Here is a 26,093-nt window from a genome sequence, read left to right on the forward strand (position 1 = left end):
CCTCGCCGGACGTGTGCGCGGGCCGGTGACGCGTCCCACTAGGCTGGTGCCATGTCCGCACCGTTCGACCCGATGCGCGCCTCGTCAGAGTCCGACGCGGAGCTGCGCCCGAGGATCCCGGATTCGATCTCGATCGCCGTCGAACTGTGGGCGGTGGTCGTCGTCGGACAGGTCGTCGCGCTGTTCGCGCAGACGGGCACCTTCGTCGACCTCGTCCGTGATCAGGTCCGCGACAACCCGCCGAACGGCGTCTCCGAGGACCAGCTGCAGTTCATGACGTCGTCGGGTTTCGTCATCGGGATCCTCGTCGCGATGTCGGTGTTCCTGACCGCGATCACCGCGCTGGTCGTGTGGTTCACGCGCAAGGGTTACAACTGGGCCCGCATCGTGCTGGGTGCGATGGGTGTCTACATCGTCGTCAACCTGGTCTTCTCCCTGTTCGGCGACACCGACCCGGCGTGGGCGATGGTGCCCCTGGTCATCAGCGGCGTCGCCGCACTCGGCGCGACCGTGCTGTTGATGCGCGCCGACTCCGAGAAGTACTGCCGGCGCATGGCGGAAGAGCGCAAGCCCCGGCCGGTGCCGCCGCCCGCACCGCCGTATCCGTACGGCCAGAACCCCTACGGCCAGAACCCGTACGGCCAGTACCCCTACGGCCAGAACCCGTACGGCCAGAACCCGTCACAGCCGGGGACGCAGCCCGGTGACACACCGTATGGTGACAGTTCACCCGAGGCCGCCGCCCGCGGCGGGTCATCCGAGGCCGGCGGCGCCGGAACACCCGACCTCCGCAAGCCCGAGAGCCCAAACCCCGAGAACACCGACTCCGACAGCGAAGGACCGAAGAAGCAGTGACAAGTCCCGACCCGGCGAAGCGTCCGAAACTCGTCGTCTGGGCCTACCGGTGCTGGGTGGTGTCGGGAGCGCTCCTGGCCCTTCTCGGTGTCCTCGTCGTGGTGCTGTCCGCGGTCGACGACTCCGGGTCGATGGCCTCGGCGATGCTCGGCATACTCGTCCTGCTCGTCGGTGTCGCCTACATCCTGCTCGGCAGCAAGGCGTTCACCGGTGATGCCCGGTGGCGGTCGTCCCTGTCGGCGCTGACGCTCGTCGTCGTTGCCATGCTGCTGTTCCTCAGCGTCGGCCTCGGATCGCCGGTGTTCGCCCTGGCACTGCTGGCCGCCATCATCGGTCTCTTCGGGTCGCTGCTGGCCTACCGGCCGGACTCGGAGACCTGGTACACGGGCAAGGCGCCCGAACCCAAGAAGCAGCGCACACAGCGCAAGAAGAAGCCGTGACCGACGAGGCGCCAGACCCGGTCGACGGAACCGAACCCGGCGAATCCGATCCGGGAACGGATCCGGGTGAGGTCCTGTTCTACGAACCCGGCGGGAGCAGGTGGGTGGTCCTCATCGGTCCCGCGCTCGTCCTCGCGGTCCTCGTCATGGAGATCGTCGGACCTGGACAGGTGCACTGGCCGGTCCTGATCATCTTCCTCGTGATCCTGTTCGGTTTCTCGCTCGTCCAGGTGACCGCGGCGCGACGACACGTCAGCGTCGAACTCACGGAGACGACGCTGCGTCAGGGCGCGGTGACGACCCCGCTCGCCGACATCGAGGAGATCTACCCGCCCAACAACTCGCCGACGCCCGAGGACTGGGAGAGTGCTCCGGCGCTCGGTGAACTCCACGGTGTGCCGCGACGCCGGAAAGGTGTGGGGGTGCGGCTGACCTCCGGGAAACTCGCGCAGGCCTGGGCCCGGGACGTCGAGGTGTTCCGCAGTGAACTCGCGCAGGCCCACGCCGCCGTGCGGATGGGGCTACCGCCCTCTGGCCGGAAAGCGGACGCCGGCGAGCCCGAGTCCGGAAGATCCGAGGAGAAGGATCAGGACACCACCGAGTGACGTCCCTTCCGGCTGTCGCGGTAGGCGCGTCGACGCAGGTCACCCAGCCATGACGGCGCGAACTCGACCCCGTCGGGACGGTGGAGGATCGGATCGAAGTCGATGTCGAGCCCGGTCAGCACGTGGTCGAGTTCGATCCGGGCCAGGGGAACGAATCGCCTGCACCCGGCTTCGAGGATGATCACGACCGGCCGCTTGGTGCGCAGGCACGCGGCGAGATTCTCGACATCCAGACCGGACGGCCCGGTCGGCTCGATGATGCGGGCACGAATCCAGTACAGCTCGCCGTCGTATCGGTAGGGCGTGAGGCTCGAGACGGCGGTCGGGGCCCAGTGCGTGGCCGGGAGCGGGACGGGGAGGCGGCCGGACAGCGGTGCCGGTCCGGCCAGCAACAGGTCCCATGCGCCGGACGCGGCGTGGCCGGTGCCCTTCGCCGGCGTCGGGGCGTCGGCCGGGACGTTCGTCGGGGCCGAGGCGGGGAACCGCACGGCCACGCCGACGATGTCGGGCAGGCCGCCCGGGGTGCCGATTCCCTTCGACAGACGGACCGTGACCGGCCCGGAGCGGAAGGGCAGCGGGTGGTCCCCGGAGACCGACGCCTGGCCCCCGCACAGCAGACCGTCGGGATGGAACACCCGCGCGTGCCGCAGCGCACCGAGCCAGCGGAACGGCGTCGTGATGAGGTCGGGCAGGTCGGTCATGGCACCTCCGTAGATCGGGCGACACCGCCGTCGGCACGGCAGGCCGCGAACGCTCGGGGAGTCCGCGGGCTGCCGCACCGGCGACGGGTCTCTATCCGGTCGGATCGGGATCGACGACGTCCTTGATCTTGCCCATGACACCCTTCTCAGTGCCGAACTTCGGCTTCTGCGGGGTCCCCATGGCGCCATCGTAGGTCGCATAGAGCTTCGGATCCGGCGGCGGGCCGGATTGGCGGTCGCCGAGGGGCTGCGGATCGGCGAGGAACTTGAACTCGTGCTTCCCGTCAGGGGTGGGACCGCTCGCCCAGCCGCCCTTGTCCGAGTCCGCACCGTCCGACAGATGCCACAGCGTGCTCGCGTGCTCGCTGAACTCCTCGTCGAACAGGTCGTCGGGGGCGATGGTGCCCTCGAGGCCGTCCGCCTTGAGTTCCTCGATGGCCTTCAGCCACAGGTTCTGGTGATAGGTGTCGCGGGCCAGGTTGAACCGCAGCATGTCCTTCACGCCCGGGTCGTCGGTCATGTGCCACAGTCGCGCGGTCTGGACGCGACCCTGCGCCTCGGCCGTGACGTTCGCGTGGAAGTCGGCGAGCAGGTTGCCGCTGTGCACGATGTAGCCCGCGTTCCACGGCACGCCGTTGCTGTCGGCGAGGCGCGGGCCGCCACCGGAGAAGACGGCCTGGGTGGGATCGCTGCCGCCGAGGACCGCGGCGACCACAGGATCGCCGAGGGCGTTGGCGGTGGAGTCGGTCACCGGAGCGCCCTCGAGGAGGCGGGCGACCATCGTGGCGATCATCTCCACGTGACCGATCTCCTCGGTCGCGATGTCCATGATCAGGTCTTTGTACTTGCCCTTCATGCGGCAGTTCCAGCCCTGCATGAGGTACTGCATCGTCACGGTCATCTCGCCGAAGGCGCCGCCGAGCAGCTCCTGCAGCTTGCGCGCGTAAACGGGGTCGGGCTTCTCGGGTTTGACGTCGAACTGCATGTAATCGGTGTGGCGGAACATGATTCCCCTGACAGTCGTGTTGGGTGGGCGGCGAGCCAGCGAGAGGCGTCGACGACGACGGGCTTTCTGCGGGCAGTGTTGATCGCAGTGGCCGCGCGAAGCAGCGAACCCCTGTCGGCGACGAGTGTGCTCTGTTCCCAGGACGATTCGCGTCCACGTCCTGGGCCGAGTCGACCCAGCGGCGCAGTGCGAGACCGTCCGGGTCACGTCGCGGCGGGTGTTTTCACAGCGGCGTCGGGAGCAGTGTGCCCGGGTTGTGACAATTCAAACCCGAACATCGAAGAAACCGCGCCCGGCCTGTGCGGGTACAGGCCGGACGCGGTGGGGTCGGATCGATGCAGGGTCGCGCAGGTGGTCGGGTCAGCCGTTCTCGAGCATCGGCGCACGCAGCAGTTCCTCGGGAACGCCGAACGCGTCGACCAGCGAACGTGCGTGCGGGCGCAGTTCCTGACACAGCTCGTTCACGCCGCGCCGGACCGCCTTGGCCCGCTCCACCGAGATGTGCCGGTGCATCATGAACCAGGCCAGGTCGGCTTCGAGCGCGGAGTACACGAACAGGTCGCACACCTTGCCCAACAGTTCTGCAGCAGAACGGGAATCACAGTTCTCGATCGCCTCGACGAACGCTTCGAGCACTACCCGCTCGATGTGCGCGTGCCCGACCTTCAGCAGGTGGTCCTGCGCGTTGTTGAAGACGTCGAAGGCGTCGTTCTCGTCGTCGAGCGCACGTCGCAACCGCTGTGCACACGTGCGCACCAGGTGGTCCTCGCGGTTGCGGAACAACCGGATCTGCGTGCTCCGGTCGGTGAGCGCCGACTTCTCGGTGTCCTCGTCGGAGCTGTCGAGCAGCGTCTGCACCACCTGGCGGACGGCGGTCTTCTCGGCGACCACGTCGCGCGCCATCCCGGCGATGAAACGGACCCATCCGCCCGCCGAAAGGCCCTGCACGTCATCGGAATACGACGACAGCAGTTCCTTGGCGATGAGCTGCATCATGATCGTGTTGTCACCCTCGAAGGTGGTGAACACGTCGATGTCGCCGCGGATGATCGAAAGCTGGTTCTCGTCCAGGTATCCTGCGCCGCCGCAGGCCTCGCGGCTGACGTTGATCGAATGTGAGGCGTGCCAGGTCGCGTAGGCCTTGAGGCCTGCGGCCTGTCCTTCCAACTGGCGTTGCCGGCCGGCGTCGGAATCGTCCGGCGCCACCGACTGGACCTCGTGCAGTTCGGCCACGATCTCGTTCTGGGTGAATGCGATGGCGTACGACTTCGCGATGAGCGGCAACAGCTTTCGCTGGTGGCCCAGGTAGTCCAGAACGGTGATCTCGTCGGTGGCGTCGGGCGCCTCGAACTGCTTGCGGATCAGGCCGTAACGGGTGGCGAGGGTCAATGCCTTGCGGCCCGCGGCACCCGCGGTTGCGGCCACGCTCACGCGCCCACGGATGAGGGTGCCGAGCATCGTGAAGAAGCGACGGTTGGTGTTATCGATCGGCGAGCTGTAGCTGCCGTCCTCGGCCACGTCGGCGTAGCGGTTGAGCAGGTTCTCCGCCGGGACCCGCACGTTGTCGAACATGATGCGGCCGTTGTCGACACCGTCGAGACCGCCCTTGTGGCCGCAGTCGCTGGTGGTGATGCCGGGCAGATCGTTGCCGTCCTCGTCGCGGATCGGCACGACGAAGCAGTGCACGCCCCGTCCCTCGGGCTCCTCGTCGGGACCGCCGGTGATCAACTGGGCGAAGACCGCGGCGAAGCGGGCGTGTTCGGCCGCCCCACCGATGTAGTCCTTGCGCGACGACGGGGTGGGGGAGTGGATGACGAATTCGCGGGTGTCGCGGTCGTAGGTGGCCGTGGTCTCGATGGCCTGCACGTTGGAGCCGTGACCGGTCTCGGTCATCGCGAAGCAGCCCAGGACGTCCATGTTGATGATGCCCGGGACGTACTTGTCGTGGTGGCGCTTGGTGCCCAGGTTCTCCACGGCACCGCCGAACAGCCCCCACTGCACGCCGGCCTTCACCATCAGCGACAGGTCGGCATATCCGAGCATCTCGATGGCGGTGATCGAGGCGCCGATGTCGCCGGTGCCGCCGTGGTCGGACGCGAAGCCGGCCGCAGCAAAGCCCTGCGACGCGAGTTCGCGCATCACCTCGAGGGTGTGGGCACGCGATTCGCCGAGGGTGCGGGAGGAGTCGGGCAGCAGATCGGCTCGGTTGGAGTTCTCGCGGACCGTTTCCCTGGTGGCACGCCAGCGTCCGTCGAGGACGAACCGGAGGTTGTCGACGAGCAACGCCCGTTCGTCGGCCGACAGTTCGTCGTCGGCGGAGACTTCGGCCGGGGCGACCGGATCATCGACGGTTGGTTCCTTGGCGATCGGAGTGGGTCGCGACGGGGTGAGACTCTCAGTGGGAGTTGCCATGGATCCACCGTACGTAGTGCGCAGGGCTCCGTCCCATATTTTGTGGTGCCCGCTACGGGCCCGGTGCGTGCACCAATCCGGTCACGGTGTCGGGCTCGAACCCCCTCTTCGGAGGGTGCAGGCGTTTCGATGTGATCAGTACCCTAGATCGCCGTCGCACGTATGGGCCGTCACAACCTCGGGCCCGGTCACACGGTCGCGAGAAAACGGAGGAACGATGTCGGTCTCCACGCCCGATGCATTTGCGACGGGCGCTGGCCCGTCGACCACGGAATGGGGCGGGGCCAACCGCTCCGAACTGAGCCCGCTGCGCTTCCTGGAACGTTCGGCGGCGGTCTTCCCCGACCGCGCGGCGATCCTCTACGGGCAGCGTCGACTCACCTACGCCGAGTTCGCCGACCACGTGCAGCGCCTCGCTCGCGTCCTCGCCACGAAGATCCACTCGGGGGACCGCGTGGCCTACCTGGCCCCCAACATCCCCGAGATGCTGATCGCGCACTACGCGGTGCCGCTCGCCGGGGGCGTCCTCGTCGCACTCAACTCGCGGCTCGCCGGACCCGAGCTGGTCTACATCCTCCAGCACTCCGGGGCCAAGGCCCTCTACTTCGACGCGGAGTTCCGCGACACCGTCTCCGCGATCATCGGTCAGGTGCCCGAGGTCGAGACGGTCGTCGAGATCGCCGACCCCGAGTTCGGTGTGACCCCCGGTCCCGTCGCCGACGCCGGCATCGACGGCCTCGTCTCCTACGACGACCACCTGACCGCCGCCGACGACCTCGATCCGGCGCCGATCGCCTGGACGGTCGACGACGAGAACGCGATCATCTCGATCAACTACACGTCGGGAACCACCGGTAAACCCAAGGGCGTCATGTACACCCACCGAGGTGCCTACCTGAACTCCTTCGGGGAGACCTTCCACAACCAGTTCACCGGGTCGTCGCGCTACCTGTGGACGTTGCCGATGTTCCACTGCAACGGCTGGTGTACGCCGTGGGCGGTGACCCATGCCGGCGCCACCCACGTCTGCCTGCGGGCCGTCCGCGCGGACGCCATCTGGGACGCCATCGACGATCTCGGCGTCACCCACATGTGTGGTGCGCCGACGGTCTGCACCACCATCGTCGGCTCGCCGCGGGCGCATCTTCTGAACCGTCCGCTGCACATCACCACCGCGGGGGCGCCGCCGTCGCCGACCGTGATCGGTGCCCTCGAGGCGATCGGCGTGACCGTGGTCCACGTGTACGGCCTCACCGAGGTGTACGGCCCGTACACCATCTGTGAGCATCAAGAAGCCTGGAGCGCACTGGAACCCGCCGACCGCGCTGCGAAGCTCGCCCGCCAGGGCGTGGGGATGGTGCAGGCCGAGACGGCCCGCGTGGTGGTGCCCGAGCAGGTGCCGCTGGTCGATGTACCCGCCGACGGCGAGACCATGGGCGAGATCGTGCTGCGCGGCAACAACGTGATGGCCGGATACTTCCGCGACGCGGACGAGACCCGAAAGGCCTTCGCGGGCGGCTGGTTCCACACCGGCGACCTCGGCGTCATGCATCCCGACGGTTACATCCAGCTCCGCGACCGCGCCAAGGACATCATCATCTCGGGCGGTGAGAACATCTCCACCATCGAGGTCGAGCAGGCGCTGGTGAGTCACGACGCCGTCGTCGACGTCGCGGTGATCGGTGTACCGGACGAGAAGTGGGGAGAGCGGCCGCGTGCCTACGTCCTGTTGCAGCCGGGTGCGACGCTGACCGGCGAGGAGCTCATCGAGCACGGTCGTCGACTGCTCGCCGGCTACAAGGTGCCGCGCGACATCATCTTCGCCGACGAACTCCCCCGTACCCCCACCGGCAAGGTCCTGAAGGGCGAGCTGCGTGACCGTGCCCGCGCCGAATGAGGCGTCGCAGCAACCCAATCCGAGTCGAGAACCGGTCACTGCTCGAGACCTCGCGGGCAAACGGTCGCGTCTCGGGCCGCGTCGTGGATTCCGGGCGGACGCCGGCCTCGACGTGAGCCCGCGGCCGACCGGTGCATTCGGGCGCCGGGAACATCGTTCCGCCGGCTACTGATTCGGGTGGTGCGCCCGTGCGGGCGCTCATGTGGTGATACTTGACCCATGTCAGTTGCCGATGTCGACAGCGCGGGTTTCCGCATGCGCGTCGTCGCCGAGTCGATCCGGCTGTTCAGCGAACACGGCTACGAGTCGACGACGGTCGAGCAGATCGCGTCGGCCGCCGGGATGTCCCGTCGCACCTTCTTCCGGCAGTTCGGGTCCAAGGAGGACGTGATCTTCGCCGATCACGAGTCCCTGCTGGGTCAGGTCGACGACACCCTGGCGTCGTACGTCGGGGATCCCTGGTCGGCGGTGTGTGCTGCGGCCGAGGTGGTGTTCCGGCACTTCGAACGGGACCGCGATCTGGCCGTCCGACGCGCCCAGGTGGTGCAGGAGGTCCCGGCGCTGCGTGATCGCGAGCTCGTCACCACCTACCGCTACCAGGGCGCCTTCGAGGAGTTCCTGCGTCGGCGACTGCCCGACGAGCCGCCGGTGCACATCGTGGCCTACGTCGCGGCGATCACCGGCACCCACAACTATCTGCTCCGGCAGATGATCCGCGGTGACGCCGACGCGACCCTCGAACGCCTGCGCCGCGAGCTCGCCCGGATCGCGGTGGCACTCGGTGCCCGAGGCTCGGAGGGCGGTGCCGTGGGCGATCCCGAGTTGCTGCAGCAGCAGGTCACCGTTGTGACCTATCCGGCCGGGACGTCGCCGGACGAGGTGGCCCGTCGTGTGGCCGATGAGCTGCGAAAACCCTGAGCATCTGGGGCAGGTTCGGGACAACGCCGGACCCGGCGAGGAGAATCGATGACGTGGGTGGCATTCCCGCTGTGTCGCGGCGCGTTGACATGGCACTGAGTGCCGTGATGCACTGGTAAGTAACCACCAATTTGGCACCCCGTGCCGTGAGGAGTTGTCATGGGTTTCGGAAATCCCGACTTCGACGTCTTCCAGCTTCCGGAGGAGCACGTCGCTCTGCGTGAGGCGATCCGCGCGCTCTCCGAGAAGGAGATCGAGCCGCACGCCGCCGACGTCGACGAGAACTCGCGCTTCCCGCAGGAGGCCCTCGACGCGCTGAACGCATCGGGCTTCAACGCCATCCACGTCCCCGAGCAGTTCGGCGGCCAGGGCGGCGACTCGATCGCAGCCTGCATCGTCATCGAAGAGGTCGCCCGCGTGTGTGCCTCGTCGTCGCTGATCCCCGCCGTCAACAAGCTCGGCACCATGGGCCTGATCCTCAACGGCTCGGACGAGCTGAAGCAGCAGGTGCTGCCCGGCATCGCCTCCGGCGAGGCCATGGCCTCGTACGCGCTGAGTGAGCGCGAGGCCGGTTCCGACGCCGCCGGCATGAAGACCCGCGCCCGCAAGGACGGCAACAACTGGGTCCTCAACGGCTCCAAGTGCTGGATCACCAACGGCGGCAAGTCGACCTGGTACACCGTCATGGCCGTGACCGACCCGGAGAAGAAGGCCAACGGCATCTCCGCGTTCATGGTCCACAAGGACGACCCCGGCTTCACCGTCGGCCCGCTCGAGAAGAAGCTCGGCATCAAGGGTTCGCCCACCGCGGAGCTGTACTTCGAGGACTGCACCATCCCGCTCGACCGCATCATCGGCGACGAGGGCACCGGCTTCAAGACCGCCCTGCAGACCCTCGACCACACCCGCCCGACCATCGGCGCCCAGGCCGTCGGCATCGCCCAGGGTGCGCTCGACAAGGCCATCGAATACGTCAAGGACCGCAAGCAGTTCGGCAAGCCGATCAGCTCGTTCCAGGGCGTCGAGTTCATGATCGCCGACATGGCGATGAAGGTCGAGGCCGCGCGCCTCATGGTCTACACCTCGGCCGCCCGCGCCGAGCGCGGTGAGAAGAACCTCGGCTTCATCAGCTCGGCGTCGAAGTGCTTCGCCTCCGACGTCGCCATGGAGGTCACCACCGATGCCGTCCAGCTCTTCGGCGGCGCCGGCTACACCCGCGACTTCCCGGTCGAGCGCATGATGCGCGACGCCAAGATCACCCAGATCTACGAGGGCACCAACCAGATCCAGCGCGTCGTCATGAGCCGCGCGCTGCTTCGCTGATCACCCACACCGCTGGTTGAGCCGCGTCGAAACCAACGCGATTCGCCCCGTCGGCTTGTGCCGGCGGGGCGTTTTCGTTCCCGCGGAGCCGTTTCCCTTCCGCTGATTAGATCCGAAAAGCGGAAGGGAAACAGGTTGGGCGGGAGGGAAACCTGCACGCGGAGAGTGGTCGCGGCTTGGCTCACACCGCGGCGAGACTCACGGCCGGGGTGTACTTTTCCCGCCGAATACGACGCGGCGGAATGCGCCGGCGCTTGAGTGCCTTGACCCCCGCCTCGACCATCGCGGGTGGGCCGCAGAGATAGGCGGCGTGATTCCGGCAGGACGGAAGGTCCTCCATCATCGCGTCACCGACGTATCCGGTTCGCCCGGGCCACTGTTCGCGACTCAGGCACGGGATGTACCGGACAGCGGGATAGGTGGTCGCAAGTCCTTCCCAGAAGTCGACGTCATAGAGCTCGGCCCGGGTGCGGACGCCGTGGTAGACGTGGATCTCACGTTCGGGGTCGTCCTGAAGCGCTGCCCGGGCGATGGCCTTCAGCGGAGCCAGGCCGGTCCCGCCGACCAGCAGGACCAACCCGACGCCGGACTCCTCCGGCTCGTAGCAGAAATCGCCCCACGGGCCGGACATTCGTGACCGGGTCGCCGACGTCCAGAGACTCGAAGATCCAGCCCTCCGTCGCCAACCCGCCGGGCTGTCGCCGGATGTGGAACTCGAGCTTGTCGGGTTCGCTCGGCGGATTGGCCATCGAATACGGCCGTGTCTCAACGGTTCCCGGCACCGTCAGCTCGACGTACTGGCCGGCCGTGAACTCCAGCGGCTCGTCGAAGAGTACCGTCAACGACACGGTGTCGTCGGCAATCGAAGTGACGGCACCGACGGTTCCGGCGATGTCGCGCAACACATGTCGTGGTGAGCCCGTTTCTTCGGCCGGCGGGTCGATGACGACGTCGGAGGCGGGCGTGGTCTGGCAGGAGAGCACGAAACCCTGTTCCTGCTCGGCGATCGACAGCACCGTGTCCGGGGCCGGTGGGTGGTCGACGGTTCCGCGCACGACGCGCACCTTGCAGGTGCCGCAGGTTCCCTGGTTGCACGAGTTCGGGACCCACACCCCGTTGCGCAGGAACGCATCGAGCATCTTCTGGTCCGGTCCGCACTGCACCGACGACTTCCCGGCCTCGACCGTGAAGGTGTCTGAGCTGCACATGATGATCACACCTCCCAGGTGGTGTGCAGCGAGGTCGGGCCGCGGAAGCCCCAGCCCCAGAACTCGACGTCGGAGCCGGTGTCGCGCTCGAGGTTGGGGATTGCCTCGAGCAGTTCTTCGAGCCCGATCCGGCAGACCTGATTGGCGAAGTAGATACCCGCACATGCGTGGTTGCCGGCGCCGAATGCCAGGTGCCGCAGCGGGGGTCGGGTGAGGTCGAATTCCGAGGGGGCGTCGTAGACGGCGTGGTCGTGGTTGGCCGAGCCGTAGGACATCAGCACCACTGATCCCTCGGGGAGTTCGACCCCGGCCACCTCCACGTCCTTCGTGCTGATGCGGGCGGTCGCCGACCAGATCGGCGAGGTCCACCGCATGCCCTCCGAGATGGCGCGGGGGATCAGGGCGGGCTCGTCGATGACTCGCTCGAACTGGTCCGGTGGATTGAACAGCCCGACGAGCGTCGAGCCCATCGCGTGCCCGGGCTCCTGCATGGCGCCGAGGAGATAGACGTAGAGGGTCGGGTAGATGTACTCGCGGTCGCGGGTCTGACCTTCGGGCATGCCGTCGTGCAGCCAGTGGGAGATCGCGCTGTCGTCGGGGTTGACGATCCAGTTGTCGAGCAGGGGGTCGACGATGGAGCGGATCTCCTCCTTGGCGGCATCGGCCTCGGCGAATCCCTCGGGGTTGGTGAACGCGCCGTTCTCGTCGACGCCCGCATTGGTGAACGAGTTCGACAGCTTGTGGAACCATTCGCGCAGCTTGTCCGAGCTGACCGAGTGCAGTCCGAGCAGGTCGCCGAGAGCGCGGACGCTGACGGGCTCGCAGTACTGGGCGATGAGTTCGGCACGCCCGGTGTCCTCGAACTCGCTCAGGTAGCGGCGCGCGATCGGGCGGACCAGATCGTCGATCCAGCGGTCGACCTCCTGTGGCTGCAGGGCGGGATCGACCATGGAACGGAGGTCGTCGTGGATCGGTCCGTTGACACCGATGACGGCAGGGTGGCCGAATGTGCGTCCGCCGGCCTTGGTGATGACGGCCTCGAAGTCGGGGCTGGTGGCGATCGAGCGGCAGATGTCGGCCGTGGTGGCACGCAGACCAGTGATTGGGAGGCGGCACACCGGGCCATCGAGCAGGTGTACTTCCCGCATGAGCTGACCGCGCTGTCGTCGCCCGACCACCTCGAGCTGAATCTGCAGACCGTCGACCTGGGCCCGGTCACAATCGGCCGGCTGAACTGGGGAACCGAGGTGTCGATCGCCTGCGACTACCCCGACGCCTACGAGATCAACATCCCCGTCAGTGGCGTCCTGGAGTCACGCGCCGGGTCGGTCCGCACGACGTCGGAGGCCGGGCAGGCCACCGTGTTCGCCGCCGACCGGCCGTCCCTCATCACCCGATGGTCTGCCGACTGCCAGGTCGTCGGGGTGAAGTTCGACGCCGAATACCTCGAGCGTGAGGCCGATCGGGTCCGGGCCGCCCCACTTCGCTCGAGACTTCTCCTCCCGGACCAGATCGACCTCAGCGGGCCCGACGAGAAGTCGTGGTTCGCGCTCGTCCGCGCGCTCACAGCGCAGCTTCGGGAACCGGCCGACCTGCTTGCGAACCCCCTGCTTGCGAACCCCCCTCGTCGGTCCGCAACTCGCCAGTGCGGTCAGCAGCGCGTTTATCCTGGCGGTCTCACCGGAGGAGGCCGGTACCGGCCTGCGACCGCGGATGGTGAAGCGGGTCCTCGACGCGTTGCACGACGATCCGGCTCGCGACTGGCGGCTGGCAGACATGGCCGAGGTCGACGGATCGAGCCTGCGGCGACTGCAGGAGGGTTTCGCCGAGCATGTCGGCGCCACCCCCACGGAGACGCTGCGCGACATTCGTCTGAGTCGGGCACGCGCCGACCTGACGTCGTCGGATGATTCCGGAACTGTCGCCGAAGTCGCTGCGCGGTGGGGATTCTCGAGTGCGAGCAGGTTCGCTGCCGCTTACCGGAAGAGGTATGGGATCGCGCCGTCGGAGCATCGTCGTCGGTGAGCCGGACGCCCAGTTCGGCACGAATCCCGTTCCCGCGGAGCCGTTTCCCTCCCGCTTATTGGATCCGCTGACTGCCAGCCTGGTCGTGAGACAGAAGGTCGGTGTCGGTGGGGAGACGGTACGTCGGTGGGCCGTGCAGCGCAGGTCGATGCCGGCGCCCGCTCCGGGACCACCTCGAAGGAGTCCGCCGAGATCAAGCGACTCAAGGCGGAGAACAAGCTGTTGCGAGAGGACGTTGCCATTCTGAAAGCGGCGACAACTTTCTTCGCGGGGGAACTCGACCCCCGCAACCGACGATCGTGACGTTCATAGATCAGATGCGCGCCAACGGTTTTGCGGTCGAGTCGATCTGCCGGGTTCTGCGCGAGCAGGGCTGCATGATTGCCGCACGAACCTACCGGGCATGGCGCACTCGCGCTCCCGCCACTCGTACCGTCTCCGATGCCCACGTCGTCGATGCGGTGCGCAACGTAGTCTGGCGCACCGATGACGACGGCCGGCGGAAGATGACTCCGGAGGGCCTCTATGGGCGGGTTAAGATGCACGCCCATAGACACCCGACAACACTGCCTGGGGTGTCCTATGGCGCGGTCGATCGAGCGATGAAGGTGTTAGGCCACAATGGAATTCGAAGGCCCAAGGGAGTTCGGACGACGGTCAGGTCCGCCGATGGTGTACGCGCGGAGGATCTGGTGAACCGACAGTTCAGCCTCGATCCACCGATCGGGAACGTGTGGAGGTCGGCGCGGTAAACGGAGAATGCCTCTCTGATCAGGGATAATTGTTCTTACTACGGAGCAATTGAACCCGAAAAGAGAGGCATCTCGCAGGTGCAAGTTTCTCACGCCGCACGGACGGCTGTCGCATCATTCGATGACCCGAATCTCGTGTCGAGTGCCGGTCTGGTCCCGATCGTCCGTCTCGCCGAGAAGGCGGGCCTGCGCAGCCTCACCGATCAGTGGTTGAGCGTCCCGACGGATAAGCCTCGATCCACCGATCGGGAACGTGTGGAGGTCGGCGCGGTAAACGGAGAATGCCTCTCTGATCAGGGATAATTGTTCTTACTACGGAGCAATTGAACCCGAAAAGAGAGGCATCTCGCAGGTGCAAGTTTCTCACGCCGCACGGACGGCTGTCGCATCATTCGATGACCCGAATCTCGTGTCGAGTGCCGGTCTGGTCCCGATCGTCCGTCTCGCCGAGAAGGCGGGCCTGCGCAGCCTCACCGATCAGTGGTTGAGCGTCCCGACGGATAAGGGCGCGAATGCGGGGTTGAAGGTGTCGTCGCTGGTGGCGGGGATGGTCGCGGGGGCGGATTCGATCGATGACATGGCGCTGCTGCGCCACGGCGGGATGAAGAAGATCTTCACCGCGATCTACGCCCCCTCGACGTTGGGGTCGTTCCTCAGATCGTTCACCTTCGGACACGTCCGCCAACTCGACGCCGTCGCCTCCCGGCTCCTGGTGAACCTCGCCGGTGAAGCGGCGATCGTCTCGAGTGGACCCGACGGCGGGCTGGTGTTCGTGGATGTCGATGACACCATCATCGAAGTCCACGGCCCGAAGAAGCAGGGCGCCGGGTTCGGGTACTCCGGGGTCCGCGGCCTGAACGCGCTGCTAGCCACGGTGTCCACCGATACGTCCGCTCCCGTAGTCGTTGCCCAGCGTCTGCGCAAGGGCGCGGCCGGCTCCCCGCGGGGCGCGGCCCGGATCGTCGCCGATGCGCTGAAGACCGTGGCCCGGCTCCCCGGGATGGAGGCCGCACCCGTGTTGCTGCGCGCGGACTCCGCCTACTACGGACACGCGACCGTGACCGCCGCGCTCCGCGCCGGCGCGGACGTGTCGATCACCGCCCGGCAGGATCCGGCCGTGAAACGCGCGATCGGCACCATCCCCGACGACGCCTGGACGAAGATCCGATATACCGACGCGATCTACGACCCGGACACCGGCACCTGGACCTCTGACGCGGAAGTCGCTGAGGTCCCGTTCACCGCGTTCACCTCGAAACCGAAGAAGGACCGGGTCGAAGGGCGTCTGGTCGTCAGGCGCATCCCGGAGTTGAATGCGAAGAAGCTGTCCCAGCCGACCCTGTTCGACACGCACCGGTTCCACGCGTTCTTCACCACCAGCACCCTCGACACCATCACCGCCGACCAGGTCCACCGCGGGCACGCGATCATCGAGCAGGTCCACGCCGACCTGAAGCACTCCGCCCTCGCCGGGGATCTTCACCGCGAACGCCGCCTGGCTCGTCCTCGCCGTCATCGCGTTCAACCTCACCCGCACCGCCGCGACCCTCACCGGTGCTGCACTCGCGAAAGCGACAACGGCCACGATCCGCCGGAAACTCATCGCCATCCCCGCGAGGATCGCGTCCTCCGGGCGCCGCATCCGATTGCATCTCCCCCAAGCCTGGCCCTGGGAAACAGTGGGATCGGCACTGTTCGCGCACGCCCTCCCGCCACCGCGAGGCTGACGAACCCGACCGACCTGCCGCCAAAGGCACCGACGAAATGAACGAGTGGAACACTGCGGGCAGCGAGGCCCGCAGCTCCACCGCGTTCCACCACCACCACGCCCCCAGAAGCCCCGCAACGCTCCGTCACTCAAGGACATCGGTGGATCGAGGTTCAGTGCCGCCGAACCGAACCGGGTCTGGGTGACCGATTTCACGTACTGCCGGACATGGGCTGGGTGGGTGTACGTGGTGTTCATCATCGACGTGTTCTCCCGTCGAATCGTGGCGTGGTACGCATCGACATCGAAGACGGTGGAGCTGGTGACGGTCCCGCTTCGGATGGCACTGTGGCAGCGGAAACGAGAGGGACATCCGGTGAAAGCTGCTGAGCTGATACATCATTCAGATGCCGGAAGTCAGTACACATCGGCTACACTGACCGAGCGGTTGCGGCTCGAAGACATCGCCGCGTCGATCGGGTCGGGCGGGGACGCCTACGACAACGCTCTGGCCGAGTCGGTAAGCGGGTTGTACAAGACCGACTGCATCCGGACCACGATCTTCCACTCCAGCCCGTACAAGACCGTCTCCGACGTCGAGTTCGCGACCGCTGGTTGGGTCGACTGGTACAACAACAGCAGGCTGCACTCGAGTATCGGCCAGATCCCCCGACCGAGTTCGAAACGCTCCACTACTCTGGCCTCGGCCCCGAGGACCAGCCCACAATGGAGGCGGCACAAAACCTGGGGTGATTCATCTTGTTGGTGTGCAGCACTTCGGCGAGGTAGTCGGCGACATCGGCCGCGCCGGTGATGTCGTGGCGGGCAGCGATTTGGACCTTCTCGGCGGTGATGCCGATGAGCAGGATGGATTCGGTGGGCACGAATCCGATCAGGCCGGGGATCGCGGCGATGAGGTCGGGGGTGGTGATGATGGGGTGCATGGTCGCTCCTTTGGGTCTGCGGGTTCGCTTTGCTACCGGAGGACTTTGGCTGGAGACCGCGAACACCAACGAGGCAAGCGACAATTGTTTTCGGGGCGCTCGCCCTGTAACCGCCTGCGGCGAAATGAATTTCGCGCCTTGGTGGCGCGGGTGGAAGCCATGGGCTCGGAAGTGCAAAGCGAACCGGGGTCAGGGCTGTTCACCGTGCGGCGTAGCCGCTTCCGATCAGGTGACGGCGCAGCCGGCAGTCTCACTGCCGCACTGACGAACAGCCAGCAAGGCGGCTCGACGCAACCACACCGGCCGCAACCCCGCAGTCGGGGATCTCAATGCGGGAATGCAAACTGACATGCGGAGCGCGGCGAGGCTGCCGTGCGCTGGTGTAGCGACTCAGCTGGCGGCCGCTGCTGTCCCAGCATGAACACGATGACCACGTGCAGCAATTCAAGGTCGTCGGCCGCGTACCGCGGCAGCTTTGGCGTGCTGGGGAGCGTGATATGTCTTGCGTCGTCACGGCGCAGTCGATGATCGCGGGGCACTTGTCCTTGGCTTCATCGACAGGCGGTGTTGTCGTGCGACCATTGGTCGTGGCTGCACTCGTCTAGCCATGCTCTTAGCCGACCCTGGATACGATCTCAGCCGAACTGGATACGACGAGTTTGCCCTAGTCCCAGACACTTTGACGCGGTCTAGACATCGCCTTCCCCGGCAACGATCAACTCGTCCAGACATGCCTGGCATCCTGTCCAGCAGGAACCCTTCGTGCCATCAACTCGGTACTCACCCGGAATGGGAAGGCACGGCACTCGCAATCTCTTGGCGCTTCTCCAGGTCTATGGGCCGATGCGGCGTCAGTCTGTCCGCGTGAAGTTGGTGAAGAAGTCATCGATTGTTGATACGTCGGCATACTGTCGGAAATGAGCGACGTCGACCTTGACGAAGACACCGCTAGAGGTGAAATACGTTTGAGCATCTAGCGATCCAGCGGCCGCAATGTGCAATAGACGATCCGACTCGTGGTCAATCCAGGCAGTGAGGCGCATGGGAGTGTGGAGAGGGACCGGCCGGCGATATTCGACGGTCAGGGTGCGGGTCACCGCGGGGGTCCGCGCGATCCACAGGGTGAAACCCATGATGTCGTCGCAGGCGGCCGAGATCGCGCCACCGTGTGCCAACCCTGGCGCGCCGACGTGTTTCTCGTCGAAGGTGTGATCGGCGTACACCCGCTCGCCGCTCCGGTGGACCTCAAGTTGAAGTCCGTGGGGGTTTTCGCTTCCGCAGCCCATGCACTGGGACGAGTGCGCCGGCAGTCTTGCTTCTGAGGTCATCTTCTGATCGTTGTCCTTACTGAGCCGCCACCTACTCAAACAGGGTGCGGGGGTCGATGAGGTGTGGGAGCTGGTCCCGAGACGGTCTTTCTATAAATACTATGGGAAATACTGGCAGTACCTGGTACTGTCCATCACGCGCACCGGCATTGAGTGGCGCAAACCACGTGTACGAGGGAAGGAGAGGTCCATCACCACTAGGACCGACGCCAACCGTTTCCTGGACGGCGCCGCCACTTTCGGTAGCACCCTCGGCTTGGCTGGCCAGGCCCTGCGGTGGGTAGCGGTAGACATTGCTACGGGACGGTTTCCGTTTCGCGAAGCCGTATCGCAGACCTGGTTCGTTATTGTCGTGACGACTCTGCCCGCGATTCTGGTAGCTGTGCCATTCGGTGTCATCGTGTCGGTACAGGTGGGAAGCCTCACTCAGCAAGTTGGGGCCACGTCAATTGCTGGCGCGGCTGGGGGCCTCGGGATCATTCAACAGGGAGCGCCGATCGTTACCGCCCTTCTACTCGGGGGCGCGGCCGGATCAGCGATTGCCTCTGATTTGGGCGCTCGAACGATTCGCGAAGAAATTGCCGCCATGGAGACACTCGGACTCAACCCCACCAGGCGCGTCGTAGCACCTCGGTTCGTATCTGTGTTGATCACTGCGCCGATGCTCTGCATGCTGATCGTCTTCACCGGGCTGCTGGCGGGCTACGCAATCAGCGTCGATGTCCAAGGCATCACACCCGGCAGCTATGTCGCGTCGTTCGCGTCGTTCGCATCGGTAACCGACATCGTTGTCGCTCTATGCAAATCACTTGTGTTCGGACTTGTCGTGGTGACGATTGCCTGTCACCGCGGGCTGTCGACGAAGGGCGGCCCTAAAGGCGTCGCAACCTCGGTGAATGCCACCGTAGTACTGGGTGTCGTCGCGTGCTTCGTGATCAATGTCTTTATCACGCAACTAACAACCATGTTCGTCCCCCAAACCATTGGATGAGAAACGCCTCGTGACCACCGTTCCCTCCCGGAGGTTCTCCGCCGCCACCCGTCCGGTCGGTGCCGTGATCGCGCCCGTTGCACAAGTACCTGAACGCTTGGGGCACGTCGCGACCTTTGTGATCGCCGCGGTCCTCGGCATCCGCCATGTCATCGCCACCTACCGACGCCAAACCCTGCTCTACATACAAGAATTCGCCTGGGGTAGAGGTGCAGTCTTGGTCGGTGGTGGAACGGCCATCGTCCTCGCCATCCTCGGCATCGCCGTCGGCGCCTCAATCGGTATCCAGGGTTACGCCTCGCTGGACCTCGTAGGGATGGGTTCACTGACTGGATTCATCTCTTCCTACGCCAACACCCGAGAGCTTGCACCAATGATCGCTGCGATCGGGTTCGCAGCGCAAGCCGGCTGCCGGTTGACAGCTGAGATAGGCTCGATGCGCATTTCCGAGGAGATCGACGCTCTCGAGGCTATGGCGGTACGTCCCATTCCCTTCGTCGTCAGCACTCGCGTAGTGGCGTCGATCACGACCGTGATTCCTTTGTACATCATCGCGCTTATTCTCGGATTCGCGGCCGCTAAACTCGTCGTCACACAGGTACACGGCCAATCCGGCGGCACTTATGATTTCTATTTCGACCAGTTCCTCAAACCTCAGGACCTTATCTTCTCGCTCATCAAAGTTCTTGTATTTGTCGTTTCCGTAGTGATTATCCATAGCTATCAGGGCTACTTCGCCACAGGCGGAGCTGAGGGGGTAGGCCGGGCGTCCGGCCGAGCGATCCGCACGAGCCTCATCGTCATCGTCGTGGAGGACATGATTCTGACACTTCTGATGTGGGGACTCGATTCCGGCGTACGGATTTCTGGGTAGGGGGGTTCAGTGGCTGTCTTTCATGATCCGTCCGGGCGCGAACCATCGCACGGGAACCTAGTCCTTCGGGGGGTCGCCCTCTTAATCCTCGGCGCGATAGCTGCCTACTTACTGATAAGTGACGCTAACGGTGACTTCAGCGATCACACGTCGTTGACCATCAACACCGACGCGATAGGCGACGGATTGAAGGGGGGATCGGAGGTGAAGTACCTTGGGTTCACCGTGGGCGAGGTCTCGAGCATCTCGGTTCGAGACCGTGGCGCGACGGTCAGAATCAACTTCACCGGTTCCGGCAACGATCTAGATCTCCGGCAGGGCATGACGGTGAATTACACCTCGGCAAACGCACTGGGACCGACGGCACTGGAGATCGTGGATCCTGGACACGGACCGCCCATCGGTTCCGGCGGGAGTGTCTACGTAAGCAGGTTGCAGTCTGAACAGACCTCGGTGTCAACACTTGTTAGGAAGATCTCCACGCTGGTCGAGGCACTGGACCAGCCCTCATTTGAAGCGGTGGTGAGGTTCATCGTCGAGGATTCGCAGGCAATGGCTGATAGCGGAAAACTCGTATTCCAGATCGCGAAGCTCACGCGGGATGTCCAGAAACGGCCGGTCGGGGAGGACCTAGAAATTGCAGCCAATCTGTCCACCGGAGTCGCCGACTTCATGACGCCGTTCGTCCCTGGCGTCTTGAAGAACGTCGATATCGCTGACTTTTTCGCCACTCAACAAAACATCGATCGCACGAAAAGCAATCTCGGCGACACGGGAAAGGTTCTGTTCGGTGCACTCGGCGGACTGCTCGACAAGAATTACCCGGCCCTGAGTTCGCTGTTAGACGTCGGCCTTGACCTAGCGCGGCCCGTCGCCAGATCCGCCTCGGGGCTCGTTCGCACGGTGTACACGATCCCGCAGATCCTCGATGGCATCGACAAAGCCTTGCCGAAATTCGGCGACCGAGTCCAGCTCCAGCTAGCACTGGTGGTCCAGACCTCACCTGCTCTACAAAGCGCATTGAGAATGGGGGGGCCCACGGGATGACTCTGAGGTCTCTGACACCCACAATCATTAAGATCACCGCGTTCACCGCTGTCATCGGCGTCCTTACATATGTCATCATCGCGATTCTGCAGCCGACCAACGAAGGATCCTCCAGTTCGCAGCGTTCCGCGGTTTTTGCCGACGCTTCCGGACTCAAGCCCCGCGACGGGGTACGACTCGCTGGAGTGAAGGTGGGATATGTAACGGCTGTCGACCTGAAGGGATCAACAGCGATCGTCCGTTTCCAACTGGACGACGGCGTCTCGATTACCCCCGCGACGACTGCCGCCGTCCGTTACCAAAACCTGCTGGGGCAGCGGTATGTGGAGCTCATCAATGCCGGACAAGGCGCCGACCAGGAGTCGATCACACAGGTGGCACTCAACAAGACCGTCCCGTCGTTCGACGTATCGACACTATTCAACAGTTTCAAACCAGTATTCGATACATTGAATACGGCCGAGATCAATGAGCTTCAGTCGAACCTGCTACGGGTCGCCCAGGGGGACGGTCGAGGTATCGCACCAGTCATGAAGCAAGTCGCGAACATCACCGAGTACGGGAACCAGCGTTCAGAGATCATCACCAACATTGTGACGAGCCTGGGACAGGTGTCTGATCAGTTGATGGGGCGCTCCGCCGAACTGGTCGAGTTGATAGACAAATTGGGGTCAATCGTCGATGCGTTCAGCCGCGTGAGCGATCGCCTGAGGGCCTCGCTGCGGGAGGTCAACCGTTCGATGGCGAAGACTGTGCTCTCCGGTGAGCAGATCGAGTCGACCTACGACACCAGCTTCGCGGCCATTTATCAGAGATTGGTGCGGGAGCCAGGGGATACAGAAAGCTTACTGAACGGTGCCGTTCTCCTGAAGCCACTCCTGGACGCCCTGGAAGCTACATCCAAAGCGACACCTTCGTCCTCGGCGGCAGGGTGCGCCCGAGGAGTGCTCGACCTACCGAGAACAGCGCAGATCGCCCTGATGGGTCAACGACTGGTGGTGTGCCAGTGACCCGCTTCTTCGATAAGCGTCCGCATCACCGCCCGCAGCGTCGGCGCGACCTCATCCTGGCGGGAGTCGTTACGATGGTCACGGTGGCCGGCCTCGTCGTGGCGGGTGCTGTGTACATCTCACCGCCCGGACAAACTATCTACAGTGCCAAGTTAGTCAATACCGGCGGATTGGAAGCCGGCGACCAGGTACGTATCGCCGGGATCAGGAAAGGCAAGGTCGCGTCAGTCGACCTGACCGGAACGTTCATCACCGTGCGATTCCGGCTGGATGACTCGATTGCCGTTCGGTCGGACGCGACGGCGAACGTCCGTCTCATCACGCCTATCGGTGGACGTGTATTGGACCTCGACCCAGGTTCAGGCCCGTCGGCCCTCGACGGTGCAATCCCACTGGAGCAGACAAGCAGCACCTACGACATTTCCAGCACGCTTGAGACAACCACACCGGTGTTCCGTGACGTGCGTGGTGTTGATCTACGGCGCACAGCGGCGCTGCTACAGAATGCTTTCTCCGACGGAAACACCAATATCCCTGATGCCCTGCAAAACGCGAGCAGCCTGATGGACCTACTGCAACGTCAGTACGCACAACTCGACAAGACGATGACGTTGTCCGATGAGTACGTCGCCGCCCTCGCAAACCGCAAGCAGGTACTCGTGGACTTCCTCCGCCAGCTCAGCTTCCTTGCCCGCACCCTTGGACCAGACATCGCCAACGTCCAGAACGGATTCGATTATCTGCGCCGTCTTTTCAAGCTACTGACCCGACCGCTTGTCGCGTACCGCGACGGAATAGAACCATCGGTACAACAGTTCAAGACCCTTCTGAACAAGGTGTCGGCCCAGATGCCCGCCTACGCAAACGCGCTGACCCAGGTCGATCAGATCACCAGACGACTGAGCATTCTTCTCGACGCTCCAGAGGTCGGTCCAGCGAGTCCTGAACCGACTGTCCGCATCTGCATCCCGAGTGGTGATCAAAAATGCTGACAGAGCGGATGCGTCAGCATCTGATCCCGATCGCCACCATCGTCACACTGGCAGTAGTGATCGCGGCCGTAGGAATCAACTATGCGACAGCCGACGACGACACGCGGCCACTATGTGCGGAGTTTTCCGACGCATCAGGTCTGTACGAAGGCAACTCCGTCGCGATGCTCGGCAAGAAGGTGGGCAGGGTCGTAGGCATTCACGAGGAGGGCCAGAGGGGCGTGCGTGTCGACATGCGGATCGACAAGACCGTGCCGCTTCCCGCGGATGTGGGGGCCACCCTGGTGTCCACCTCGATTGTCACCGAAAGGCAAATCGAGTTCACCCAGCCCTATCGCGGCGGAGAGCATTACGAGTCGGCCAAGTGCATACCACTGAACAAAACCAGGACTCCACTGGGGATTAGTCAAACGCTCGACGCGATCAGCACTCTTTCTGATGAACTCGTCAAGGACGGCGGACGTAACACCGATGCGATTCTCCAGGCGCTCACGCTCGTCTCCAAGAACATGGAGGGAACCCAGGGCGATATCTCTGGCATTCTCAAGGACTCGGCCACGCTGATCAACGATCCGACCCGGCGTGATGGTCAGATACGCAGAATTGTAGCCAACCTCGCGACCTTAACCGGTGTTGCCACCGAGAACAGTGCTGAGGTGACCCAACTGTTCGACAACTTCGTCGGCGCAATCGAGGTGATTGTTGCTTTCGGTCAAACATTCGGCGCCGCAACAGAGTACGCAGGTACCTTCGTCCCCATCCTGTCGCGATTGGCGTCCGACTTCGGTCCACCGATCTTCGCAATTGGTGATGCTGCGGTTCCACTCCTCGCGCAAGTAGGCAAGCAAGAGAACATCCTGGCGACCGTCGCCGCTCGAACGGCTGACCTCATCGTCAAGCATCCGGATGCGAAGTCGATCCTGCGGGCATTCGCCGTGTCTGTCCCACTGCAGACCCTAAGAACGGCGTGTGCCTCTCCCCCCGTCAACGGCGTCTGCAGGACGGGTAACGAAGTGGCGACGATCGCTAACTTGATCGGAGGGCAATCTCAATGATGACCTACGGCTACCTTCGCCGTGTCACGGCCGCGATCGTGACGCTGTTCGCAGCGACCATCGCCCTCGCCGCCTGCAGCATCAACGCCGACAATCCGCCGACCATCGGCGGATCATCCGCCCGAGACGGTTACTACATCGAGATCGAGTTCACGAGTGCTCTGAACTTGCCTGCCCGTGCCAAAGTCCTCTCTCGAGGGATTGACGTCGGTGCCGTCACCAGCGTCACGTACGACGGAGGCCACGCGCTGGTTGCCGCCCGAATTGATAAAGACGCCCAACTGCCGGAAGATTCGCGCGCGGAACTCCGCCAAGACACTCTCCTGGGCGAGATTTATGTGGCCATCCTTCCCCCCGCACAGCAGTCCACCCAAGCCTTGCTGCACGCGGGATCGGTAATACCTCTCTCACGCACCGAACCGGCTGCCAACGTCGAGGACGTGATGCGGGGTATGGCTAATGTACTGGGCGGGGGTGAACTCGATAAAATCCATACCGCGATATCGACACTGAACTCGACCTTTCCGAGTGACCCCGCCCAATTCGATACGCTTTACCGCACGACGTTGCGCACCGTGTCTGAGGTGTCCGCCAACACCGACAAACTCGACGTAGTCCTGCAGTCGGCCGATCGCACGCTGAAAGTGATCCTGGCCGACCCGTCAGGTACTGACCGAATGCTGACCAAGGGGGGAGTGAACTTCTATGGTCTGGGCTACTCGCTAATTGACGTCGCGCTACTTATCGCCAACCTGCGCGACTTCGCAGTATCTGCCGGCCGTATCGTCGACCCTGAGTATTCCCGCATCAAGGAAACGGTAGGAGCGATCGCGCCGGTAATCGCGTCCATCGCGTACTCGGACATCTACTCCAAGGATGTTTCTGACAAGGCGACGCGTGTAATACGCGAGAAGCTCATCCCATTCGTCAGCTCGCCAGATATCAACGTTTCCGACGTGTCTATCGACGGCCAAGATCTAGCGCGACGTGATGCCGGGTCGTTCATTAACGTATTGCGAGCGATCGGAATGATGCCATGATCCGCAGCACCGTCGTATCCCTGGTTGCCCTTGTCGTCGTCTTCCTCGTCGGAGCAACATACCTGACCATCGACGTGGCACGGGTAAACCCGTTCCGCTCCGACTACACGATCTCGGCCATACTCGAGAGCTCGGGCGGCCTGCTCGACACATCGCCGGTGATGCTAGAGGGGGTGCCGGTGGGCAAGGTGACATCTATTCGCGTCACAGATAATCAGCTCGCCGTCGACATGTCCATCGACTCCGGCTATAAGATTCCTCGCGGCAGTGTCATGACGATCCAGAACCTCTCGGTCGCGGGAGAGCAATACATCAACTTCATCCCACCGGGTACCACCACCAGTGAGTACTTGCGTAGTGGGGACCTAGTGTCCGCCAGTGCCATCCACGTGTCCCAATCCGTTCCCCAGGTGCTCCCGAAATTGTCGGCAGTGGCCGATGCGCTCGATCCAGCATCGATTGAGTCCATCAACGAAACGATCTCGGCTGCAGTCGACGGCCGGCAAAAGGACCTCGACACGATCGGAGACATGATGCACCGCCTCGTGGACTTCGTCGGTGACGACGGTGCGGTCCGTACCACTGCGGACAATGCCGAGTTCCTCCTGGGCCTTATGTCGAACGTGGGCGGTGTGCTCAGTACCGCGTCGGTCCGGACCCCGGATGCCGTCGACGGTTTGGCGAGAATCCAACGTGCGTTCATCGTTTTCACCTCTACGTCCTACGACAAATGGCCGCCGATCCTGAAGCTAGTGGAAAAGCTCAGCGGTTACATCCAGATACTTCAGCCCGACATTGTCGCCATCACCCGCGCGGTCAAACCGGCGACGGCGAAAGTCGCAGACACATATATCGACTTCGGATCGATCGGTGATCTTCTGGCTCGAACATTCCCCGCGTCCCATCGGGGGCAGGCGCAGATCCCGATCGCCGTCACACCATCACCTCGCTGACGCCCGATG

20 protein-coding genes and 6 pseudogenes are annotated in these 26,093 nt (G+C 64.3%); 19 read left to right on the forward strand and 7 right to left on the reverse strand.

The features are described 5' to 3' along the window. Positions 1 to 51 precede the first annotated feature (51 nt). From IHQ52_RS07420 to IHQ52_RS07430, 3 genes are read left to right on the forward strand one after another with little or no spacing between them, the layout of a single operon-like run. The gene (locus tag IHQ52_RS07420; RefSeq protein ID WP_024500049.1) at positions 52 to 855 is read left to right on the forward strand and encodes a hypothetical protein; all 804 of its coding nucleotides are present in this window, start codon (positions 52 to 54) and stop codon (positions 853 to 855) included. Then, positions 852 to 1,295 (forward strand): hypothetical protein, encoded by a 444-nt coding sequence (locus IHQ52_RS07425; protein WP_006437564.1) that lies wholly within the window; start codon positions 852 to 854, stop codon positions 1,293 to 1,295. The genes IHQ52_RS07420 and IHQ52_RS07425 overlap by 4 nt, the downstream gene beginning before the upstream one ends. Beyond that, positions 1,292 to 1,900, forward strand: coding sequence for a hypothetical protein (locus IHQ52_RS07430; protein ID WP_024500048.1), 609 nt, complete (start codon positions 1,292 to 1,294; stop codon positions 1,898 to 1,900). The genes IHQ52_RS07425 and IHQ52_RS07430 overlap by 4 nt, the downstream gene beginning before the upstream one ends. On the opposite strand, the gene IHQ52_RS07435 is transcribed toward IHQ52_RS07430, so the two are convergent. From IHQ52_RS07435 to IHQ52_RS07445, 3 genes are all read right to left on the reverse strand, one after another. Further along, positions 1,882 to 2,601: a hypothetical protein gene (locus tag IHQ52_RS07435; protein ID WP_006437566.1), complete on the reverse strand. Its 720-nt coding sequence runs from the start codon at positions 2,599 to 2,601 to the stop codon at positions 1,882 to 1,884. The two genes, IHQ52_RS07430 and IHQ52_RS07435, sit on opposite strands and share 19 nt — an antisense overlap. Positions 2,602 to 2,692: 91 nt before the next feature. Beyond that, positions 2,693 to 3,607 (reverse strand): manganese catalase, encoded by a 915-nt coding sequence (locus IHQ52_RS07440; protein ID WP_006437567.1) that lies wholly within the window; start codon positions 3,605 to 3,607, stop codon positions 2,693 to 2,695. A 360-nt stretch (positions 3,608 to 3,967) separates the two neighbouring features. After that, positions 3,968 to 6,019: an acyl-CoA dehydrogenase family protein gene (locus IHQ52_RS07445; RefSeq protein WP_006437568.1), complete on the reverse strand. Its 2,052-nt coding sequence runs from the start codon at positions 6,017 to 6,019 to the stop codon at positions 3,968 to 3,970. A gap of 217 nt (positions 6,020 to 6,236) precedes the next feature. Here IHQ52_RS07445 and IHQ52_RS07450 point away from each other — a divergent pair, with 217 nt between their 5' ends. The 3 genes from IHQ52_RS07450 to IHQ52_RS07460 all read left to right on the forward strand — a co-directional run bounded on the left by IHQ52_RS07450 (position 6,237) and on the right by IHQ52_RS07460 (position 10,157). Continuing rightward, positions 6,237 to 7,916 (forward strand): AMP-binding protein, encoded by a 1,680-nt coding sequence (locus IHQ52_RS07450; RefSeq protein ID WP_006437569.1) that lies wholly within the window; start codon positions 6,237 to 6,239, stop codon positions 7,914 to 7,916. Between the two features lie 219 nt (positions 7,917 to 8,135). Beyond that, positions 8,136 to 8,834, forward strand: coding sequence for a TetR family transcriptional regulator (locus IHQ52_RS07455; RefSeq protein ID WP_006437570.1), 699 nt, complete (start codon positions 8,136 to 8,138; stop codon positions 8,832 to 8,834). A gap of 159 nt (positions 8,835 to 8,993) precedes the next feature. Further along, positions 8,994 to 10,157 carry an acyl-CoA dehydrogenase gene (locus IHQ52_RS07460; protein WP_006437571.1) on the forward strand — a complete coding sequence of 388 codons (1,164 nt, stop codon included), beginning with the start codon at positions 8,994 to 8,996 and terminating at the stop codon, positions 10,155 to 10,157. Between the two features lie 181 nt (positions 10,158 to 10,338). Here the strand turns inward: IHQ52_RS07460 and IHQ52_RS07465 are convergent. Both IHQ52_RS07465 and IHQ52_RS07470 read right to left on the reverse strand, forming a co-directional pair. Further along, positions 10,339 to 11,365: pseudogene (locus IHQ52_RS07465) on the reverse strand (2Fe-2S iron-sulfur cluster-binding protein). Positions 11,366 to 11,370: 5 nt separating this feature from the next. Then, the gene (locus IHQ52_RS07470) at positions 11,371 to 12,513 is read right to left on the reverse strand and encodes a cytochrome P450 (RefSeq protein WP_210738393.1); all 1,143 of its coding nucleotides are present in this window, start codon (positions 12,511 to 12,513) and stop codon (positions 11,371 to 11,373) included. On the opposite strand from IHQ52_RS07470, the pseudogene IHQ52_RS07475 reads away from it, so the two are divergent. From IHQ52_RS07475 to IHQ52_RS07495, 5 pseudogenes are all read left to right on the forward strand, one after another. Further along, positions 12,490 to 13,390, forward strand: a pseudogene (locus IHQ52_RS07475) (AraC family transcriptional regulator). The gene IHQ52_RS07470 and the pseudogene IHQ52_RS07475 overlap by 24 nt on opposite strands. Before the next feature lie 82 nt (positions 13,391 to 13,472). Then, positions 13,473 to 14,112: pseudogene (locus tag IHQ52_RS07480) on the forward strand (transposase family protein); the annotation flags it as partial. A 108-nt stretch (positions 14,113 to 14,220) separates the two neighbouring features. Further along, a pseudogene (locus IHQ52_RS07485) lies at positions 14,221 to 14,373 on the forward strand (IS1380 family transposase); the annotation flags it as partial. Positions 14,374 to 14,494: 121 nt separating this feature from the next. Continuing rightward, positions 14,495 to 15,869, forward strand: a pseudogene (locus tag IHQ52_RS07490) (IS1380 family transposase). Between the two features lie 135 nt (positions 15,870 to 16,004). Continuing rightward, positions 16,005 to 16,603 (forward strand): annotated as a pseudogene (locus tag IHQ52_RS07495) (IS3 family transposase); the annotation flags it as partial. Here the strand turns inward: IHQ52_RS07495 and IHQ52_RS07500 are convergent. Both IHQ52_RS07500 and IHQ52_RS07505 read right to left on the reverse strand, forming a co-directional pair. Beyond that, positions 16,543 to 16,794, reverse strand: a complete 252-nt coding sequence (locus tag IHQ52_RS07500; protein WP_006437577.1) for a DUF4192 family protein — start codon at positions 16,792 to 16,794, stop codon at positions 16,543 to 16,545. The pseudogene IHQ52_RS07495 and the gene IHQ52_RS07500 sit on opposite strands and share 61 nt — an antisense overlap. Before the next feature lie 851 nt (positions 16,795 to 17,645). Continuing rightward, positions 17,646 to 18,122: a PaaI family thioesterase gene (locus tag IHQ52_RS07505; RefSeq protein ID WP_006437578.1), complete on the reverse strand. Its 477-nt coding sequence runs from the start codon at positions 18,120 to 18,122 to the stop codon at positions 17,646 to 17,648. Between the two features lie 256 nt (positions 18,123 to 18,378). On the opposite strand from IHQ52_RS07505, the gene IHQ52_RS07510 reads away from it, so the two are divergent. Genes IHQ52_RS07510 through IHQ52_RS07545 form a run of 8 tightly spaced genes read left to right on the forward strand, consistent with a single transcriptional unit; the run spans position 18,379 to position 26,084 of the window. Beyond that, positions 18,379 to 19,113: an MlaE family ABC transporter permease gene (locus tag IHQ52_RS07510; RefSeq protein ID WP_005194985.1), complete on the forward strand. Its 735-nt coding sequence runs from the start codon at positions 18,379 to 18,381 to the stop codon at positions 19,111 to 19,113. 10 nt (positions 19,114 to 19,123) lie between these two features. Beyond that, positions 19,124 to 19,987 carry an ABC transporter permease gene (locus tag IHQ52_RS07515; protein ID WP_006437579.1) on the forward strand — a complete coding sequence of 288 codons (864 nt, stop codon included), beginning with the start codon at positions 19,124 to 19,126 and terminating at the stop codon, positions 19,985 to 19,987. Positions 19,988 to 19,996: 9 nt separating this feature from the next. Beyond that, the gene (locus tag IHQ52_RS07520; protein ID WP_006437580.1) at positions 19,997 to 21,034 is read left to right on the forward strand and encodes an MlaD family protein; all 1,038 of its coding nucleotides are present in this window, start codon (positions 19,997 to 19,999) and stop codon (positions 21,032 to 21,034) included. After that, complete coding sequence (locus IHQ52_RS07525) at positions 21,031 to 22,044, forward strand: MlaD family protein (RefSeq protein WP_006437581.1); 1,014 nt, start codon at positions 21,031 to 21,033, stop codon at positions 22,042 to 22,044. Before IHQ52_RS07520 ends, IHQ52_RS07525 begins: the two co-directional genes overlap by 4 nt. After that, positions 22,041 to 23,036 (forward strand): MlaD family protein, encoded by a 996-nt coding sequence (locus IHQ52_RS07530; protein ID WP_005195123.1) that lies wholly within the window; start codon positions 22,041 to 22,043, stop codon positions 23,034 to 23,036. Before IHQ52_RS07525 ends, IHQ52_RS07530 begins: the two co-directional genes overlap by 4 nt. Further along, positions 23,030 to 24,091 carry an MlaD family protein gene (locus IHQ52_RS07535; protein ID WP_024499609.1) on the forward strand — a complete coding sequence of 354 codons (1,062 nt, stop codon included), beginning with the start codon at positions 23,030 to 23,032 and terminating at the stop codon, positions 24,089 to 24,091. The genes IHQ52_RS07530 and IHQ52_RS07535 overlap by 7 nt, the downstream gene beginning before the upstream one ends. Beyond that, entirely contained in the window at positions 24,088 to 25,131 is a 1,044-nt protein-coding gene (locus IHQ52_RS07540; RefSeq protein WP_006437584.1) for an MlaD family protein, read from the forward strand. Before IHQ52_RS07535 ends, IHQ52_RS07540 begins: the two co-directional genes overlap by 4 nt. Next, positions 25,128 to 26,084: an MlaD family protein gene (locus IHQ52_RS07545; protein WP_006437585.1), complete on the forward strand. Its 957-nt coding sequence runs from the start codon at positions 25,128 to 25,130 to the stop codon at positions 26,082 to 26,084. Before IHQ52_RS07540 ends, IHQ52_RS07545 begins: the two co-directional genes overlap by 4 nt. The last annotated feature ends 9 nt before the right edge of the window (positions 26,085 to 26,093 follow it).

The organism is Gordonia amicalis (assembly GCF_022059885.1).
In the GTDB taxonomy this organism is placed as follows: Bacteria; Actinomycetota; Actinomycetes; order Mycobacteriales; family Mycobacteriaceae; genus Gordonia; species Gordonia amicalis.

What these genes read in the sequence shown, in the direction of transcription:
- IHQ52_RS07525 (WP_006437581.1), top strand. Translation starts at nt 21,031, where the DNA reads ATGACTCTGAGGTCTCTGACACCCACAATCATTAAGATCACCGCGTTC.
- IHQ52_RS07470 (WP_210738393.1), bottom strand. Translation starts at nt 12,513, where the DNA reads ATGCGGGAAGTACACCTGCTCGATGGCCCGGTGTGCCGCCTCCCAATC.
- IHQ52_RS07545 (WP_006437585.1), top strand. Translation starts at nt 25,128, where the DNA reads ATGATCCGCAGCACCGTCGTATCCCTGGTTGCCCTTGTCGTCGTCTTC.
- IHQ52_RS07540 (WP_006437584.1), top strand. Translation starts at nt 24,088, where the DNA reads ATGATGACCTACGGCTACCTTCGCCGTGTCACGGCCGCGATCGTGACG.
- IHQ52_RS07440 (WP_006437567.1), bottom strand. Translation starts at nt 3,607, where the DNA reads ATGTTCCGCCACACCGATTACATGCAGTTCGACGTCAAACCCGAGAAG.
- IHQ52_RS07455 (WP_006437570.1), top strand. Translation starts at nt 8,136, where the DNA reads ATGTCAGTTGCCGATGTCGACAGCGCGGGTTTCCGCATGCGCGTCGTC.
- IHQ52_RS07445 (WP_006437568.1), bottom strand. Translation starts at nt 6,019, where the DNA reads ATGGCAACTCCCACTGAGAGTCTCACCCCGTCGCGACCCACTCCGATC.
- IHQ52_RS07460 (WP_006437571.1), top strand. Translation starts at nt 8,994, where the DNA reads ATGGGTTTCGGAAATCCCGACTTCGACGTCTTCCAGCTTCCGGAGGAG.
- IHQ52_RS07450 (WP_006437569.1), top strand. Translation starts at nt 6,237, where the DNA reads ATGTCGGTCTCCACGCCCGATGCATTTGCGACGGGCGCTGGCCCGTCG.
- IHQ52_RS07505 (WP_006437578.1), bottom strand. Translation starts at nt 18,122, where the DNA reads ATGACCTCAGAAGCAAGACTGCCGGCGCACTCGTCCCAGTGCATGGGC.
- IHQ52_RS07500 (WP_006437577.1), bottom strand. Translation starts at nt 16,794, where the DNA reads ATGCACCCCATCATCACCACCCCCGACCTCATCGCCGCGATCCCCGGC.
- IHQ52_RS07535 (WP_024499609.1), top strand. Translation starts at nt 23,030, where the DNA reads ATGCTGACAGAGCGGATGCGTCAGCATCTGATCCCGATCGCCACCATC.
- IHQ52_RS07420 (WP_024500049.1), top strand. Translation starts at nt 52, where the DNA reads ATGTCCGCACCGTTCGACCCGATGCGCGCCTCGTCAGAGTCCGACGCG.
- IHQ52_RS07435 (WP_006437566.1), bottom strand. Translation starts at nt 2,601, where the DNA reads ATGACCGACCTGCCCGACCTCATCACGACGCCGTTCCGCTGGCTCGGT.